This window comes from Streptomyces sp. NPDC058052 (genome assembly GCF_042885515.1).
In the GTDB taxonomy this organism is placed as follows: Bacteria; Actinomycetota; Actinomycetes; order Streptomycetales; family Streptomycetaceae; genus Streptomyces.
Genome location: NZ_JBHVRX010000012.1, coordinates 70,987 through 85,676, shown reverse-complemented (window position 1 = coordinate 85,676; position 14,690 = coordinate 70,987). Strand labels below are relative to the sequence as shown.

Sequence of the window (14,690 nt, the reverse complement as noted above, 5' to 3'; positions counted from 1 at the left end):
TACCGGGGGCCGGCACCCGCCGGCCCCCGGGTCGGTGCCCACCGCGTCCCCCGGACCGGGCATCCCCGTCACGGCCGGAGGGTCAGTGCCCCTCCGGCCGGGGCCAGGCGGCGGCCCGCAGGAGGCGGAGGCCGTTGAGGCCGACGAGGACGGTCGAGCCCTCGTGCCCGGCGACGCCGAGCGGGAGCGGGAGGGTGCCGGCGAGGTCCCAGGCGACCAGCACGGTGATGAAGACCCCCGCGATCACCAGGTTCTGGACGACCAGCCGGTGCGCGGCGCGGGAGAGGGCGACGACCGCCGGGACGGCGGCCAGTTCGTCGCGCACGACGACCGCGTCGGCCGTCTCCAGGGCCAGGTCGGAGCCGGCCCGGCCCATCGCGATCCCGCAGTGGGCGGCGGCCAGCGCGGGCGCGTCGTTGACGCCGTCGCCGACGACCAGCACCCGCCGTCCCTCCGCCTCCCAGCCCCGTACGGCGGCCACCTTCTCCTCCGGCAGCAGTCCGGCCCGTACGTCGGTGATGCCGACCCGCTCGGCCACGAGCCGCGCGGCACGTTCGTTGTCGCCGGTCAGCAGGGTCGGCGCGCGGCCGGTCAGCCGGGTGAGGGCGGCGACGGTCGCGGCGGCGTCGGGGCGGAGCCGGTCGGCGACGCCGAGGATGCCCACGGGCTTCCCGTCGCGCAGCACCGCCACGGCCGTCCGCCCCGCCTCCTCCAGCGCGCGCACGGACTCGGCGTGGTCGCCGTCCGGAAGCAGGCGCGCGGGGGCCCCGACCTCGATCCGCCGGCCCTCGACGGTGGCGGTGACGCCCCGCCCGGGGGCCGCCGTGAAGCCGTCGGCGGCGGCCAGGACGAGGCCGCGCTCCCGCGCGGCGCCGACGACGGCACGGGCCAGCGGATGCTCGCCGGCGTGCTCGGCCGAGGCGGTGAGCCGGAGCAGGGCGTCGGCGTCGAGGCCGCTGCCGGGCAGCGGCAGGACGTCGGTGAGGCGCGGCGTGCCCTCGGTGAGGGTGCCGGTCTTGTCGAGGGCGACGGTGTCGACCTGCCCGAGGCGCTCCATGACGACGGCGGACTTCGCGAGGACGCCGTGGCGGCCGGCGTTGGCGATGGCGGAGAGCAGCGGCGGCATGGTGGAGAGGACCACCGCGCAGGGCGAGGCGACGATCATGAAGGTCATGGCGCGCAGCAGCGCGGAGGTCAGGTCGTCGCCGAAGGCGAGGGGGACGCCGAAGACGGCGAGGGTCGCGAGGACCATCGAGACCGAGTACCGCTGCTCGACCTTCTCGATGAACAGCTGGGTGGGCGCCTTGGTCCGGGACGCCTCCTCGACCATCCGCACGATCCGGGCGATCACGGAGTCCGAGGGGTCGCGTCCGACCCGGACGCGCAGGACGCCGGTGCCGTTGACGGTCCCGGCGAAGACCTCGTCGCCCGTCTCCTTGGCCACCGGCAGCGGTTCCCCGGTGATCGTGGCCTGGTCGACCTCGCTCGCCCCGCCGACGACCCGCCCGTCCGCGCCGATCCGCTCCCCGGGCCGGACGAGCACGGTCTCCCCGACCGAGAGGAGCGCCGCGTCGACGGTCTCCTCGGAGCCGTCGGGGAGCAGCCGGGTCGCGGTGGCGGGCGCGAGGTCGAGCAGCCCGCGCACCGAGTCGGCGGTCCGCGCGGTCGCGAGCGCCTCCAGGGCGCCGGAGGTCGCGAAGATGACGATGAGCAGCGCGCCGTCGAGGACCTGGCCGATCGCGGCGGCGCCGAGCGCGGCGACGACCATCAGCAGGTCCACGTCGAGCGTCCGCTCCCGCAGCGCCTTCACCCCCTCCAGGCCGGGCTCCCATCCGCCGGCGGCGTAGGCGGCGGCGAAGAGCGCCCCCCACAGCCAGGCCGGGCCGCCGAGCAGGTACGGGGGGAGGGCGAGGAGGAACAGGCCGAGCGCCGCCAGCGCCCAGCGCACCTCGGGCAGTGCGAGCGCGCGGGTGCGGCGGGGGCGCGGGGGAAGGGCGGTGGTGGGGCGCGCGTCCGGCGCGGGCCCGCCCGTCCCGGGCCGCCCGTCCTGCTCGCGCTGGTCCAGGGAGGTAGGCATGGCGGGGCGACCCTTCGCGGGCAGGCGGCATCGACTCCTCCACCATACCGGAACACCTGAACACCTATTCATGTGTCATCCGTATGATGGCCCCATGGGCCACGGAATCGACGCCGCCACCGGCGCCACCCCCCGCGAGCGACTCGACGCCGTCGGCACCGCCGACGTCGCCGCCACCCTCCAGGCCCTCGCCACCCCCTCCCGCCTGTACATCCTCGCCAGGCTCCAGGAAGGCCCCTGCTCGGTCGGCGACCTCGCCGAGGCCGTCGGCATGGAACCCTCCGCCTGCTCCCACCAGTTGCGCCTGCTGCGCAACCTCGGTCTGGTCACCGGCGAGCGCCACGGCCGCTCGATCGTCTACGCCCTGTACGACAACCACGTCGCCGAACTCCTCGACCAGGCCCTCTACCACGTGGAACACCTCCGCCTCGGCGTCCGCGACACCACCGCGGAACCCCCGGCCCGCGCGGCGACCTGAGGTCCGGCGCGCCCGGCGTCCGGTGCGCCCGGGGGCCTGGCCCCACGCGCGCCCGGCGGGCCGGCGTCCGGTGCGCCCGGCGTCTCCGGTGCGCGCGGCGTCCCGTGCGCGCGGCCTCCAGACGTCCCGTGCCCTCCGCGTCCTGACGTCCGGCGCGCCCCGGCGAGGACACGCCCCGGGGCGGCGCGCCGGGAGGGCGGACGCCCCCTCCCGTACGAAGAATGGGGTGGAACCGCACGAACCACCCCACGGGAGACGCCCGTCCATGAGCACGACGCCCGCACCCCCCGTCCGGATCGGCGCCCTCGCCCCCCTCACCCGCCCCGGCTGGACCGAGGCCGGCCGGCATCTGCTCGCCGGCCTCGAACTCGCCGTCGCGGAGACCAACGCCGGCGGCGGGATCGACGGCCGGCCGCTCGAACTCGTGGTCAGGGACACCGCCGCCGACCCGCGCCGGGCCGAGGCGGCCGTGGGCGAACTGGCCGGGCTCGGCGTGGCCGCGCTGGCCGGCGAGTACCACAGCGTCGCCGCCCGAGCGGCGGCCGCCCGCGCCGACGCGCTCGGCCTGCCCTTCCTCTGCTCCTCCGCGGTCCTCGACGCGCTCACCGAACGGCCGACGGACCGGGTCGCCCGGCTGGCCCCGGCGCAGTCCCACGGCTGGCGCGTCTACGCCGACTTCCTCCTGGCCGCCGGCCACGGCCACGTCGCGGTAGCCGCCGAACCGAGCCTCTACTGGGCGGCCGGCACCCGCATCCTCCGCGATCACCTGACCCCCCGCGGCGGCACCGTCACGGAGCTCGACGCGCACGCCCACGCCCCGGCGGCACTCTGCGACGCGCTGGCCGGCGGGGGCGTACGGACGAGTGGGAGCGCACGGGCGGGTGAGAGCGCACGGGCGGGCGGGAGCGTACGGACGAGTGGGAGCGCACGGACAGGTGGGGGCGTAAGGGCGGGTGGGGGCGTACGGATCGGCGGCGGCGCACCGGACGATGGGGGCGCGGCGTCCGGCGGAGGCGCTCGGGGCGGAGGCGGCGCACGGCCCGCAGGGGCCGCGACCGCCCTCCTGCTCCTGACCGGCTTCCCCGACCCGGCGGTCCCGATCGTCCGGGCCGTCCGCCGCGACCCCCGCCTCGCCGGACTCCTCGTCGGCGCGCCGGCCGGCCAGCCGGAGTTCGCCGCGTGGGCGGACCTCCTGGGCGGCGACGGCGCCGCGATCCCCTTCCTCCGCTACCTCCCGGAGCACCCCACCCCGCTGGGCTCCCGCGTGGAGACCGCGCTCCGGAGCCGCCTCGCCGCCGCCCCCTCCTTCGTCGCCTTCGAGGGCTACGACACCATCACCGTCCTGGCAGAGACCCTCCGCACCCACGGCACGGACCGTGCGACCGTCGCCGGCTCCTGGCCCCGCGTGGCCGTGGAGGGCACCCGGGGTCCCATCCGCTTCACCCGCCCCGCCGGCACGCCCGTCCAGCAGTGGGCCTGGCCCCCCGTCCAGGTGGCCGACCGCGACCCGGCGGCCCCGTCCCGCTTCCGCACCCTCCACACGGCGGCGGCCGGGGCGCGCGTCTGAGAGGGGGGCGTACGCCGGGACCCCCTTGGGGGAATCCGGTCGCCCGTTCGAGGGTGGTGGACGTTTCCGTCCCGGGATCCGCGCGGCCCCCGCGAAACGATCATGGCGCCGCCCTGCCCGTGCGGCTCGCCCCCCGTCACCGAAGGTGGCCGCCCATGCTCCTCGTCATCGTCGTCGCCGTACTCGCCCTCCTCGCCGGCCTCGCCGCCAACAGGTACCTGCGGCCGAGACTGCTCACCGAGGACGACGGCACGGGCATGGCCGTCAAGGACCTCGTCGGCCCGCTGCTGACCATGACCGTCCTGCTGCTCTCCTTCGTCCTGGTCACCGCCAACGGCTCGTACGGAAAGGCCGAGGTCGCCTCGCGCGGCGAGGCCCGCGCCCTCGACCAGATCGTCGAGACCGCCGAGTACGCCCCCGAGGCCGAACGGGCGCGGATCCAGGCCGCCGCCGTCTGCTACGCCCGCGCCGTCCGCACCCAGGAATGGCCCGCCATGGCCGACGGCAAGGGCTCCCCGGCACCCAGCGTCTGGTCCACCGACTTCCGCCGCACCTTCGAGGACCTGGCGGGACAGCCGGTCTTCGGCATGCTGGTGGCCGCCGACAACAAGCGCTCCGACGAACGCGAGGAACGCCTCACCCAGGCGACCGCCAGCATCCCGAGCGCCATCCTCTGGTTCCTGCTCGGGACGCTGATCATCACGGTGATGGCGCTCGGCATCTGCCTGCCCCGCAGGAACAACCGCGGCCAGATCATCACCCTCGTCGTGATCACCGCGCTGCTCACGACCGCGCTGTGCATCATCCGCGACGTGGACCGCCCCTTCGGCGGCATCATCCAGGTGGAACCCACCGCCATCACCGAGGCCGAGCGCCAGGCCACCCGCGACTTCACCCAGAACCACCCCGCCGCGGAACTCCCCTGCGACGCCGAGGGCGACCGCCGCGCCACCGCCTGACGCCCCTGGGGCCCCGGCGCGCCCCGCCCATGCTGCGGGCGGCGACCCCGGGGCCCCGGCACCGCCGCCCGCCCGTGCGCCGGGCGGCTCCTCAGAACCCGGTGGAGAGCGCCACGTGACGCCACGCGTCGAGCTCGCGCCGGACGAACTCCAGCTTCGCCTCGACGCGCTCGACCGCGTCCGCGCCCAGCTGGAGCCGCAGCGGCGGCTCGGCGGCCTCCGTGACGTCGACGACGGCCTTCGCCGCCTTCGCCGGATCGCCCGGCTGGCGGCCGTCGAAACCGGCCAGCGCCTCGCGCACCGGGCCCGCCGCGACCGCGTAGTCGGCGATGCGGGCCGGCTCGACCCGCATGCTCAGGCCGCTGAGGAAGTCGGTGCGGAACCCGCCCGGCTCCACGACCGTGACCCGGATCCCGAGCGGCGCCAGCTCGCCGTGCAGCGCCTCGGAGATCCCCTCCAGGGCGAACTTCGAGGCGCCGTACAGCCCCACCGCCGGAGCGGTGGCGAAGCCGCCCACCGAGCCGATGTTCAGGACGTGCCCGGAACGCTGGGCGCGCAGCGTCGGCAGCGTCGCCCGCAAGGTGTGGAGCACGCCGAAGACATTGACGTCGAACAGATCCCGGACGGCCTCGTCGGAGGACTCCTCGACCGCGCCCACGAGGCCGTGACCGGCGTTGTTGACCACGACGTCGATCCGCCCGAACCGCGCCAGTCCCGCCTCCACCGCGGCCGCCGGCTGCTCCGGCACGGTCACGTCCGCGCTCACCGCCAGCAACCCGTCCGGCTCGCCCGGGAACGCCGCGCGCACCGCGGCCGCGTCCCGCGCCGTGGCGATCACGCGGTGCCCCCGCTCCAGCGCCTCCCGGGTGATCGCCGCGCCGAGTCCACGCGATGCACCGGTCACGAACCACACGCTCATGCTCTTCCCCTGTTCCGATGGGCCGTCGACGTTCCGATGGGGCCGTCGACCCGACGCTAGAACCTAGAGTCGGGTCTAGATCAACTGTCGGGACGGGGAGGGACCCTCATGGACCTGAGCATCGGCGAGGTGGCACGGCGCAGCGGCCTGAGCGTGCACGCGCTGCGCTTCTACGAGCGGGAGGGCCTGTTCGCCAACCCGGTGCGCCGCCTCTCCAACGGCCGCCGCGTCTACCACGAGGAAGACCTGGAGTGGCTGGCCATCTGCACGAGGCTGCGCTCCTCCGGCATGCCCCTGGCGATGATCCGCCAGTACATCGACCTCGCCCGTCAGGGCCCGGGCAACGAACGCGAACGCCTCGACCTCCTGCGCCGCCACGAGACCCACGTGGAGGCCCGGATCCGCGAGCTCCAGGACACCCTGGAGGTCATGCGGTACAAGGTCCGCGTCTACGAGGACCACCTGTCCCGAGGCGAAGCCGACCGCCTCTGGAACCCCTCCCACCGCCCCACCCCCGAACCCTGACCCCCGACCCCACCGGGAACCACCCCGCACAGCAGAAAGACCCTCCCGAAGGAGGGTCTTCATCCATGCGCCCCCGGCAGGACTCGAACCTGCGGCCAAGTGCTTAGAAGGCACCTGCTCTATCCGCTGAGCTACGGGGGCCGGTGGTGGCCCTGGGCCTGGTGGCCCGGGTGGGTGGGGTGGGGCTGCCGGGACAAGGATAGGGGTCCTGGCGGCTCGGCCCGGGTGCTTCACCTGCGTGGCACGATGTGGAGGTTCGGTGAAGCGAACCGATAATCGCAGGCAGGTGCGATTCGCGCAGCGCTTTTCACGCCACTCGGGGCGGGTGTTGTGCACTCGTTATGCCCGGGCTGCCGGTCGCCCTCCCCTTCTTCGGCGCGCAGGGCCGCCATACGCTTCAAAAACGCTCATAAATTGGGCATTCTTCGCATGTGGTGACCTTGGACGAACGGCCTCAGCTGATCGACGCACTCTCCGCCCTGCGCGACCGAGTCGCGGCCGTGCGCCTTCCCCTTCCCCTTCCGGACGTGCCGCGCGCCCGGCAGACCCGGGCCGAACTGCTCGCGCAGCTCGACGACTACCTGGTGCCGCGGCTGAAGGATCCCGACGCGCCGCTGCTCGCCGTCGTGGGCGGGTCGACGGGGGCGGGGAAGTCCACGCTCGTGAACTCGCTCGTCGGGCGGCGGGTGAGCGAGGCGGGGGTGCTGCGGCCGACCACCCGGACGCCGGTGCTGGTCTGCCATCCCGAGGACCACCACTGGTTCGCGGGGCTGCGCGTGCTGCCGCAGCTGACCCGGGTCTGGCTGCCGCAGGCCGACGAGGACCACCCGGCCGAGGCGGTCGACACCGAGGACAACGCCCTCCGGGTCGAGACCGCCGCCGGCGTGCCGCGCGGGCTCGCGCTCCTCGACGCCCCCGACATCGACTCCCTCGTCGTCGAGAACCGGCTGCTCGCCGCCGAGTTGATGTGCGCCGCCGACATCTGGGTGATGGTCACCACCGCGTCCCGGTACGCCGACGCCGTGCCCTGGCACCTGCTCCGCACCGCCAAGGAGTACGACGCCACCCTCGTCACCGTCCTCGACCGGGTGCCCCACCAGGTGATCGGCGAGGTCTCCCGGCAGTTCGAGGCGCTGCTCGACAAGGCCGGGCTCGGGGACGTGCCCCGGTTCACCATTCCCGAGCTGCCCGAGTCGGCCGGCGGGGGGAGCGGGCTGCTGCCGGAGAGCGCCGTCGCCGCGCTCCGGGGGTGGCTCGCCCACGCGGCCGAGGACCCGGCCGCGCGCCAGCAGGCCGTCTCCCGTACCGCCTCCGGCGTCATCGACTCCCTCGACACCCGCCTGCCCGAACTGGCCGGCGCCGTCGCCGCGCAGTACGCCGCCGCCGTCCGCCTCGGGGGCGCCGTCGAGACCGCCTACGGCCGGCAGGGCGCGCGGGTGCGGAAGGAGCTCGGCAAGGGGGCCGTGCTCGCCGGGGACGCGCGGGCCCGCTGGCGCGCCTACCCCCGCGACAGCACCGCCGACGAACTCCTCGACGCCCTCACCGAGTCCCTCGCCGCCCTCCTCCACTGCGCCGTCTCGGCCGCCGAGGAGCGGATCCGCGAACTCCACCGCCGCGAACCCGCCGCGGGCGCCCTCCGCCCCGTCCCCGCCGGCGGCGACCGCGAGGTCGCCGAGCGGATCGGCCTGGAGGTGCGGCGCTGGCGGCGCGTCCTGGAGGAGCTGGCCGAGGACGAGGTCCGGGCCGTGGAGAAGCCCGCCGGGCGCGGGGCCGCCCGCGCCGCCGTCCCCGACGCCGAGACCGTCGCCGCCCTGCTCGCCGCCTCCCTCCTCGGCGGCCGGCGCGCCCGGCCCGCCGGCGAGCGGCTCGCCGAACTCCTCGGCGCCCAGGCCGCCCTGCGCCTGCGCGACAAGGGCGGCGCCCTCGTCCTCACCCACGTCGACCGCGTCCTGCACGCCGAGCGGGACCGCCGCCTGGCGCCCCTCGACGCCCTCGGCGTCACCCCCGAGCCGCAGGCGGAGCTGATCGCCGCGCTCTCCGTACTGCAGAAGGAGAAGTGACGACGTGGCCGAGAAGCCGGAGACGACGGAGAAGCCGGAGCAGGGGGAGAGGGGGGAGGGGCGGTCGCGGTGGGACGACGGACTGATCGCCCGGCGGGCCGCCGAGCGGGCCGCCCCCGACGCGCCGCCCGGCGGTGCGGGCGGGGACCACGACGGGGACGGCGACGGCGACGGCGACGCCCGGGGGTTCGGGGGGAGTTACGGGGGCGGGCTGCGGTCCCGCCTCGACGCCCTCCACGAGCTCGTCGGGCTCTCCCGCACCCGCGTCGACAGCGACGCCCTCGCCGAGGCCGGACGGGTGCTCGACGAGGCCGCCGCCCGGCAGCGGCTCTCCTCCCGGCACACCGTCGTCGCCCTCGCCGGCGCCACCGGCAGCGGCAAGTCCACGCTCTTCAACGCCCTCGCCGGGGTCGCCGTCTCCGAGACCGGGCTGCGCCGGCCGACCACCTCCGCGCCGCTCGCCCTCACCTGGTCGGAAGGGGCCGCCGGGCTCCTCGACCGGCTGGGCGTGCCCGGCCGGCTGCGCCGCCGCCCCCTCGCGGGCGGGGCCGCCGACGCCGGGCTCCAGCCGCTCGTCCTCATCGACCTGCCCGACCACGACTCGGCCGTCACCGCCCACCGCGACCAGGTGGACCGGGCGCTCGGCCTGGTCGACGCCGTCATCTGGGTGGTCGATCCGGAGAAGTACGCCGACGCGGCCCTCCACGAGCGGTACCTGCGGCCGCTCGCCGGGCACGCCGAGGTCACCTTCGTCGTGCTCAACCAGGTGGACCGGCTCGGCGCGGAGGCCGCCGAACTCGTCCTCGACGACCTGCGCCGGCTCCTCGACGAGGACGGCATGGCCCTCGGCGAGCACGGCGAGCCCGGCGCCACCGTGCTGCCCGTCTCCGCCCTCACCGGCGAGGGCGTGTCCGAACTCCGCGAGCTGCTCGCCCGGTTCGTCCAGGAACGCACCGCTCCCGAGCGGCGCATCGCCGCCGACATCGACGCCGCCGCCGCCAAGCTGCGGCCCGCGTACGTCGCCGACGGGCGGTCGGGGCTCGGGGAGCGGAGCCGCGAGGAGTTCGCGGGCCGGCTCGCCGTCGCGGTCGGCGCCCAGGCGGCCGGCGAGGCCGCCGAGCGGGTCTGGCGGCGCGGCGCCATCCGCGCCTGCGGCTCCCCCTGGCTGCGGCTGCACCGCTGGTACGAGCGCAAGCGCTGGCACGGCTCCACCGACCCCCGGCTCGCGGCGCCCGCCGAGGACGAACTGACCGCCCGGCAGCGCGTCGAGCAGGCGGTACGGATCGTGGCCGACGAGGCGTCGCGGGGCCTCCCCGCGCCCTGGGCCCACGCCGTGCGGGAGGCCGCGACGCGCGGCGCCGAGGGGCTGCCCGAGGCGCTGGACGAGCTGACGGTCACCCTCGGCGACCCGGCCGCCCGGCCGCCCCGCCCCGCCTGGTGGCCGGCCGCCGTCCTCGTCCAGGCCCTGATGACGCTCCTTCAGCTCTTCGGCGCGCTGTGGCTGGTCGGCCAGATCGTGGGCGTCGTGGAGCCCGGGCTGCTGCCCCCGGTCCTGATCATGCTGGGCGGGATCGCCGGAGGGCCGCTGGTCGAATGGGCCTGCGAGAGCGCCGTGAAGGGACCGGCCCGGCGGTACGGGCAGGAGGCCGAACGCAAGCTCGCGGAAGCCGCGGCGGCCTGCGGCAGGGCCCGGGTCCTCGACCCCGTCTCGGCCGAGCTGCTGCGGTACCGCGAGGTGCGCGAGCAGTACGCGAAGGTGGCCGGCCCCCGGCCCTCGCCGCGGATCGTCGGGACGGGCGGACGGAGCGGCGCCCCGCGCCTGGGGGCGACGCGGGCGGGGGCCCGGATCCGCTAGCCGAGGCGTGGAACGGCTCGTGTCCGGTCCGTCGCGTGGTCCGGAACCGCTCGGCCGTTCCGTCGTCTCACCCTCCCGGGTGGGCGGTTCGTCCACAGCCCGTCGGTCGTCCACAGGCGCCGGCGGGCTTTCCGCGGGCCCGCCAGCATGGGCCTCACCAGGACGGAAGCAGGGACCGGGGAGGGGCACGGAGATGAACGACACGACGGTGACGCTGGTGGGGAACGTGGCGACGGCGGTGGAGTACCGGGACACGGTGGCCGGGGGCGTGGCCCGGTTCCGGTTCGCGGTGACCGCCCGGCGGTGGGACCGCGAGCGGGCGGCCTGGACCGACGGCGCCACCAGCTTCTACACGGTCTCGGCCTGGCGGTCGCTCGGCGCCAATCTGGCCGCCTCGGTCTCGGTCGGGGAACCGCTCGTGGTCCACGGCCGGCTGAAGGTGCGTGAGGACGAGCGCGACGGACAGCGCAAGACCTTCGTCGACATCGACGCCCTCGCCGTCGGCCACGACCTGACCCGCGGCACCTCGGCCTTCCGCCGGTCCGCGCGGACCGAGACGAGGCCGGGGGCGCAGGCCCCGCCGGGTTCGGGAGAGGGCGACTTGACGGATCGCGAGGCGGCTCCGGGGATCGTCCCGGCCGACGGGGAGGACCCCTGGACGGCCGCCGCCCACCACCTGGTAACCGCTCCCTGACCTTGTGTGGTGGGGATTTGTCGACCAACTCGCCAGGGGTATAACGATTCCGAGACGGAATGGTTATCTCGTCGTATGGCCGGGGACCGGGGTCTTCCGCCTCCCTAGGATTCCCGAGTACTCAAGAGGCACTTGAGCCCATCGAGTCAGTGAGTTTGCTGGCGGACGCTCCCCCCACGCGAATCGACCACGTTCGCGGAGCGGCTCGCCCGGAGGGGAAATCCATGTTTTCAGTTCGTGGGCGCGGTGTTGCCCGCCTGGCCGCTGCGACCCTGGTCTCGGGCCTGGTCGCCTCCAGCGCCATAGCCCTCGCAGGTCCTGCGATGGCCGAGGACGGCAGCGGCGCCGCCGCGACGCTGGGCGGCCTCAAGGAGTCCGGCAAGATCCGGATCGAGAGCGACCGGGGCAACTCGACCCAGCGCGGCGGTCTCTTCGACCTCACCGTCGACGGCGGCGGCTCGCTCCAGGCGTACTGCATCGACCTGTGGACGTCGACCGACGCGGGGACGAAGTACCGGGAGACCGACTGGGACAAGTCGACCCTGCACGACAACCCGAACGCCGGCAAGATCCGCTGGATCCTGCAGAACTCGTACCCCGAGGTGAACGACCTCGGCGCGCTGGCCGGCAAGGCCGGCGTCGACGCCCTGACGGGCGACGAGGCCGCCACGGCGACCCAGGCCGCGATCTGGAAGTACTCCGACAACGTCAAGGCCACCCCGGAGGACCCGGAGGCCAAGGCGCTCGCCGAGTACCTGGTCGCCGAGGCCGCCAAGGCCCCGGACCAGGAGGAGCCGAAGGTCTCCCTGGCCGCCTCCCCGGCCTCCGTCGCGGGCAAGGCCGGCGACAAGCTCGGCCCGGTCAAGGTCACCACGACGGCCGCCGACGGCACCGTCAAGGTCTCCCTGCCCGCCGACGCCCCGGCGAACGTGAAGGTCGTGGACAAGGACGGCAAGGCCGTCACCGCCGCGAGCAACAACAGCGAGCTCTTCCTGGACGTCCCGGCGGGCACCCCCGACGGCTCGACCAAGATCAGCCTGGAGGCCGAGACCGAGGTCGCCATCGGCCGCGTCTTCGGCAGCATCGAGGGCCACGAGCAGACGCTGATCCTGGCCGGCAGCAGCAAGTCCTCGGTCAACGCCGAGGTCACCGCGGCCTGGGCGAAGAAGGGTGCGGTCCCGGCCGTCACCGTCGCCGAGAACTGCGCCAAGGGCGGCCTCGACATCACCGCTTCCAACGAGGGTGACGAGGACTGGACCTTCGAGGTCCAGGGCACCTCCTTCACGATCGCCGCCGGCGAGTCCAAGACCGTCACGGTCCCGGTCGCCGAGGACACGGCGTACGACTTCACCATCACCGGTCCGAACGGCTTCTCGAAGTCCTTCCAGGGCGTCCTGGACTGCAAGACCGCTCCGAGCCCCGAGCCGTCCACCGGCACCCCGTCCGAGACCCCCTCGACGACGCCGTCCACCGGCACCCCGTCCGAGACCCCCTCGGCGAGCCCGTCCACCCCGGCGCCCAGCACCACCACGGACGCCTCCACCGGCACGACCGGCACCACCGGCACCACCGGCGGTGACCTGGCCGAGACCGGCAGCTCCAACGCCACCCCGATGATCGCCGGCATCGCCGTCGCGCTCGTCCTGGCCGGCGGCGGCGCGGTGTTCTTCCTCCGCAAGAAGAAGGCCGCGGGTCAGTAAGAACGCCCCGCACGACGTCACGGGGTGAGAGCACCCCGTGACGGAAGGCCCCGGACGCTCCCGCGTCCGGGGCCTTCGCGTGTCCGCGGGGTGTCCGGAGGGCTCCGGACGGTGCTGGTTTCCGCCTGGGGGCGGCGGTGCGGCAAGATGGGTGTATCTGCCCACTCACTCTTTGCCGGACGGTTTCTCTTGGCTGAGTACATCTACACGATGCGCAAGACGCGCAAGGCGCACGGCGACAAGGTCATCCTCGATGACGTGACGCTGAGCTTCCTGCCCGGTGCGAAGATCGGTGTGGTCGGCCCGAACGGTGCCGGTAAGTCCACCGTTCTGAAGATCATGGCCGGTCTGGAGCAGCCGTCCAACGGCGACGCCTTCCTCTCCCCGGGCTACTCGGTCGGCATCCTCATGCAGGAGCCGAAGCTCGACGAGTCCAAGACCGTCCTGGAGAACGTCGAGGACGGCGTCGCGGAGATCAAGGGCAAGCTCGACCGGTTCAACGCCATCGCCGAGGAGATGGCCACGAACTACACGGACGCGCTCATGGAGGAGATGGGCAAGCTCCAGGAGGACCTGGACCACGCCGAGGCGTGGGACCTCGACACCCAGCTGGAGCAGGCCATGGACGCCCTGGGCTGCCCGCCCGGCGACTGGCCGGTCAACAACCTCTCCGGTGGCGAGAAGCGCCGCGTGGCGCTCTGCAAGCTCCTCCTGGAGGCCCCCGACCTGCTGCTCCTCGACGAGCCCACCAACCACCTCGACGCCGAGTCGGTGAACTGGCTGGAGCAGCACCTCGCCAAGTACAAGGGCACCGTCGTGGCCATCACCCACGACCGGTACTTCCTCGACAACGTGGCCGAGTGGATCCTGGAGCTCGACCGCGGCCGCGCCATCCCGTACGAGGGCAACTACTCGACCTACCTCCAGAAGAAGGCCGAGCGCCTCAAGGTCGAGGGCAAGAAGGACGAGAAGCGCGCCAAGCGCCTCAAGGAAGAGCTCGAGTGGGTGCGGTCCAACGCCAAGGGGCGTCAGGCCAAGTCCAAGGCGCGTCTCGCGCGCTACGAGGAGATGGCCGCCGAGGCCGACAAGATGCGGAAGCTGGACTTCGAGGAGATCCAGATCCCGCCGGGCCCGCGCCTGGGCTCCGTCGTCGTCGAGGTCAACAACCTCTCCAAGGCGTTCGGCGAGAAGGTCCTCATCGACGACCTCTCCTTCACCCTGCCCCGTAACGGCATCGTCGGCATCATCGGCCCGAACGGCGCCGGCAAGACCACGCTGTTCAAGATGATCCAGGGCCTGGAGACCCCCGACGCCGGCGAGATCAAGATCGGTGAGACGGTCAAGATCTCCTACGTCGACCAGGGCCGCGCCAACATCGACCCCAAGAAGACCCTGTGGGCCGTCGTCTCCGACGAGCTGGACTACATCAACGTCGGCCAGGTCGAGATGCCGTCCCGCGCCTACGTCTCCGCGTTCGGCTTCAAGGGCCCGGACCAGCAGAAGCCGGCCGGCGTGCTCTCCGGCGGTGAGCGCAACCGCCTCAACCTCGCGCTCACCCTCAAGCAGGGCGGCAACCTGCTGCTCCTCGACGAGCCCACCAACGACCTCGACGTCGAGACCCTCTCCTCGCTGGAGAACGCGCTCCTCGACTTCCCCGGCTGCGCCGTGGTCGTCTCCCACGACCGCTGGTTCCTCGACCGAGTGGCCACGCACATCCTGGCCTACGAGGGCGACTCCAAGTGGTTCTGGTTCGAGGGCAACTTCGAGTCGTACGAGAAGAACAAGGTCGAGCGGCTCGGCCCGGACGCCACGCGTCCGCACCGCGCCACGCACAAGAAGCTCACCCGGGGCTGAGG

11 protein-coding genes and 1 tRNA gene are annotated in these 14,690 nt (G+C 74.3%); 9 read left to right on the top strand and 3 right to left on the bottom strand.

Annotation, left to right across the window (positions count from 1 at the left end; all coding sequences use genetic code 11):
* Window positions 1-82: 82 nt before the first annotated feature.
* Window positions 83-2,077 carry a heavy metal translocating P-type ATPase gene (locus tag ACFVU3_RS18705; RefSeq protein ID WP_390067394.1) on the bottom strand — a complete coding sequence of 665 codons (1,995 nt, stop codon included), beginning with the start codon at window positions 2,075-2,077 and terminating at the stop codon, window positions 83-85.
* 94 nt (window positions 2,078-2,171) lie between these two features.
* Between ACFVU3_RS18705 and ACFVU3_RS18700 the strand changes: the two genes are divergently transcribed.
* The 3 genes from ACFVU3_RS18700 (at window position 2,172) to ACFVU3_RS18690 (ending at window position 5,081) form a co-directional block, all read left to right on the top strand.
* Window positions 2,172-2,555, top strand: coding sequence for an ArsR/SmtB family transcription factor (locus ACFVU3_RS18700; protein WP_390067393.1), 384 nt, complete (start codon window positions 2,172-2,174; stop codon window positions 2,553-2,555).
* A gap of 265 nt (window positions 2,556-2,820) precedes the next feature.
* Window positions 2,821-4,122: an ABC transporter substrate-binding protein gene (locus tag ACFVU3_RS18695; RefSeq protein ID WP_390067391.1), complete on the top strand. Its 1,302-nt coding sequence runs from the start codon at window positions 2,821-2,823 to the stop codon at window positions 4,120-4,122.
* Window positions 4,123-4,277: 155 nt separating this feature from the next.
* A complete protein-coding gene (locus tag ACFVU3_RS18690; RefSeq protein WP_390067390.1) occupies window positions 4,278-5,081 on the top strand; it encodes a hypothetical protein in 804 nt (267 codons plus the stop codon).
* Window positions 5,082-5,172: 91 nt separating this feature from the next.
* Here ACFVU3_RS18690 and ACFVU3_RS18685 read toward each other — a convergent pair whose 3' ends face one another.
* The gene (locus tag ACFVU3_RS18685) at window positions 5,173-6,000 is read right to left on the bottom strand and encodes an oxidoreductase (RefSeq protein ID WP_390067388.1); all 828 of its coding nucleotides are present in this window, start codon (window positions 5,998-6,000) and stop codon (window positions 5,173-5,175) included.
* 108 nt (window positions 6,001-6,108) lie between these two features.
* Here ACFVU3_RS18685 and ACFVU3_RS18680 point away from each other — a divergent pair, with 108 nt between their 5' ends.
* Window positions 6,109-6,525: a MerR family transcriptional regulator gene (locus tag ACFVU3_RS18680; protein WP_390067386.1), complete on the top strand. Its 417-nt coding sequence runs from the start codon at window positions 6,109-6,111 to the stop codon at window positions 6,523-6,525.
* Between the two features lie 68 nt (window positions 6,526-6,593).
* Here ACFVU3_RS18680 and ACFVU3_RS18675 read toward each other — a convergent pair.
* Window positions 6,594-6,666: transfer RNA gene (locus ACFVU3_RS18675), tRNA-Arg, on the bottom strand.
* Window positions 6,667-6,965: 299 nt separating this feature from the next.
* On the opposite strand from ACFVU3_RS18675, the gene ACFVU3_RS18670 reads away from it, so the two are divergent.
* The 5 genes from ACFVU3_RS18670 (at window position 6,966) to ettA (ending at window position 14,688) form a co-directional block, all read left to right on the top strand.
* Complete coding sequence (locus ACFVU3_RS18670) at window positions 6,966-8,585, top strand: dynamin family protein (protein WP_390067385.1); 1,620 nt, start codon at window positions 6,966-6,968, stop codon at window positions 8,583-8,585.
* A gap of 4 nt (window positions 8,586-8,589) precedes the next feature.
* On the top strand, window positions 8,590-10,440 hold the full coding sequence (locus tag ACFVU3_RS18665) for a GTP-binding protein (RefSeq protein ID WP_390067383.1): 1,851 nt from the start codon (window positions 8,590-8,592) through the stop codon (window positions 10,438-10,440).
* A 193-nt stretch (window positions 10,441-10,633) separates the two neighbouring features.
* Entirely contained in the window at window positions 10,634-11,134 is a 501-nt protein-coding gene (locus ACFVU3_RS18660; protein ID WP_390067381.1) for a single-stranded DNA-binding protein, read from the top strand.
* 224 nt (window positions 11,135-11,358) lie between these two features.
* Complete coding sequence (locus tag ACFVU3_RS18655) at window positions 11,359-12,834, top strand: Cys-Gln thioester bond-forming surface protein (RefSeq protein WP_390067380.1); 1,476 nt, start codon at window positions 11,359-11,361, stop codon at window positions 12,832-12,834.
* A 189-nt stretch (window positions 12,835-13,023) separates the two neighbouring features.
* Window positions 13,024-14,688: an energy-dependent translational throttle protein EttA gene (ettA, locus tag ACFVU3_RS18650; RefSeq protein ID WP_362175710.1), complete on the top strand. Its 1,665-nt coding sequence runs from the start codon at window positions 13,024-13,026 to the stop codon at window positions 14,686-14,688.
* Window positions 14,689-14,690: the final 2 nt, after the last annotated feature.

What these genes read in the sequence shown, in the direction of transcription:
- ACFVU3_RS18655 (WP_390067380.1), top strand. Translation starts at nt 11,359, where the DNA reads ATGTTTTCAGTTCGTGGGCGCGGTGTTGCCCGCCTGGCCGCTGCGACC.
- ACFVU3_RS18700 (WP_390067393.1), top strand. Translation starts at nt 2,172, where the DNA reads ATGGGCCACGGAATCGACGCCGCCACCGGCGCCACCCCCCGCGAGCGA.
- ACFVU3_RS18680 (WP_390067386.1), top strand. Translation starts at nt 6,109, where the DNA reads ATGGACCTGAGCATCGGCGAGGTGGCACGGCGCAGCGGCCTGAGCGTG.
- ACFVU3_RS18695 (WP_390067391.1), top strand. Translation starts at nt 2,821, where the DNA reads ATGAGCACGACGCCCGCACCCCCCGTCCGGATCGGCGCCCTCGCCCCC.
- ACFVU3_RS18705 (WP_390067394.1), bottom strand. Translation starts at nt 2,077, where the DNA reads ATGCCTACCTCCCTGGACCAGCGCGAGCAGGACGGGCGGCCCGGGACG.
- ACFVU3_RS18685 (WP_390067388.1), bottom strand. Translation starts at nt 6,000, where the DNA reads ATGAGCGTGTGGTTCGTGACCGGTGCATCGCGTGGACTCGGCGCGGCG.
- ACFVU3_RS18660 (WP_390067381.1), top strand. Translation starts at nt 10,634, where the DNA reads ATGAACGACACGACGGTGACGCTGGTGGGGAACGTGGCGACGGCGGTG.
- ACFVU3_RS18690 (WP_390067390.1), top strand. Translation starts at nt 4,278, where the DNA reads ATGCTCCTCGTCATCGTCGTCGCCGTACTCGCCCTCCTCGCCGGCCTC.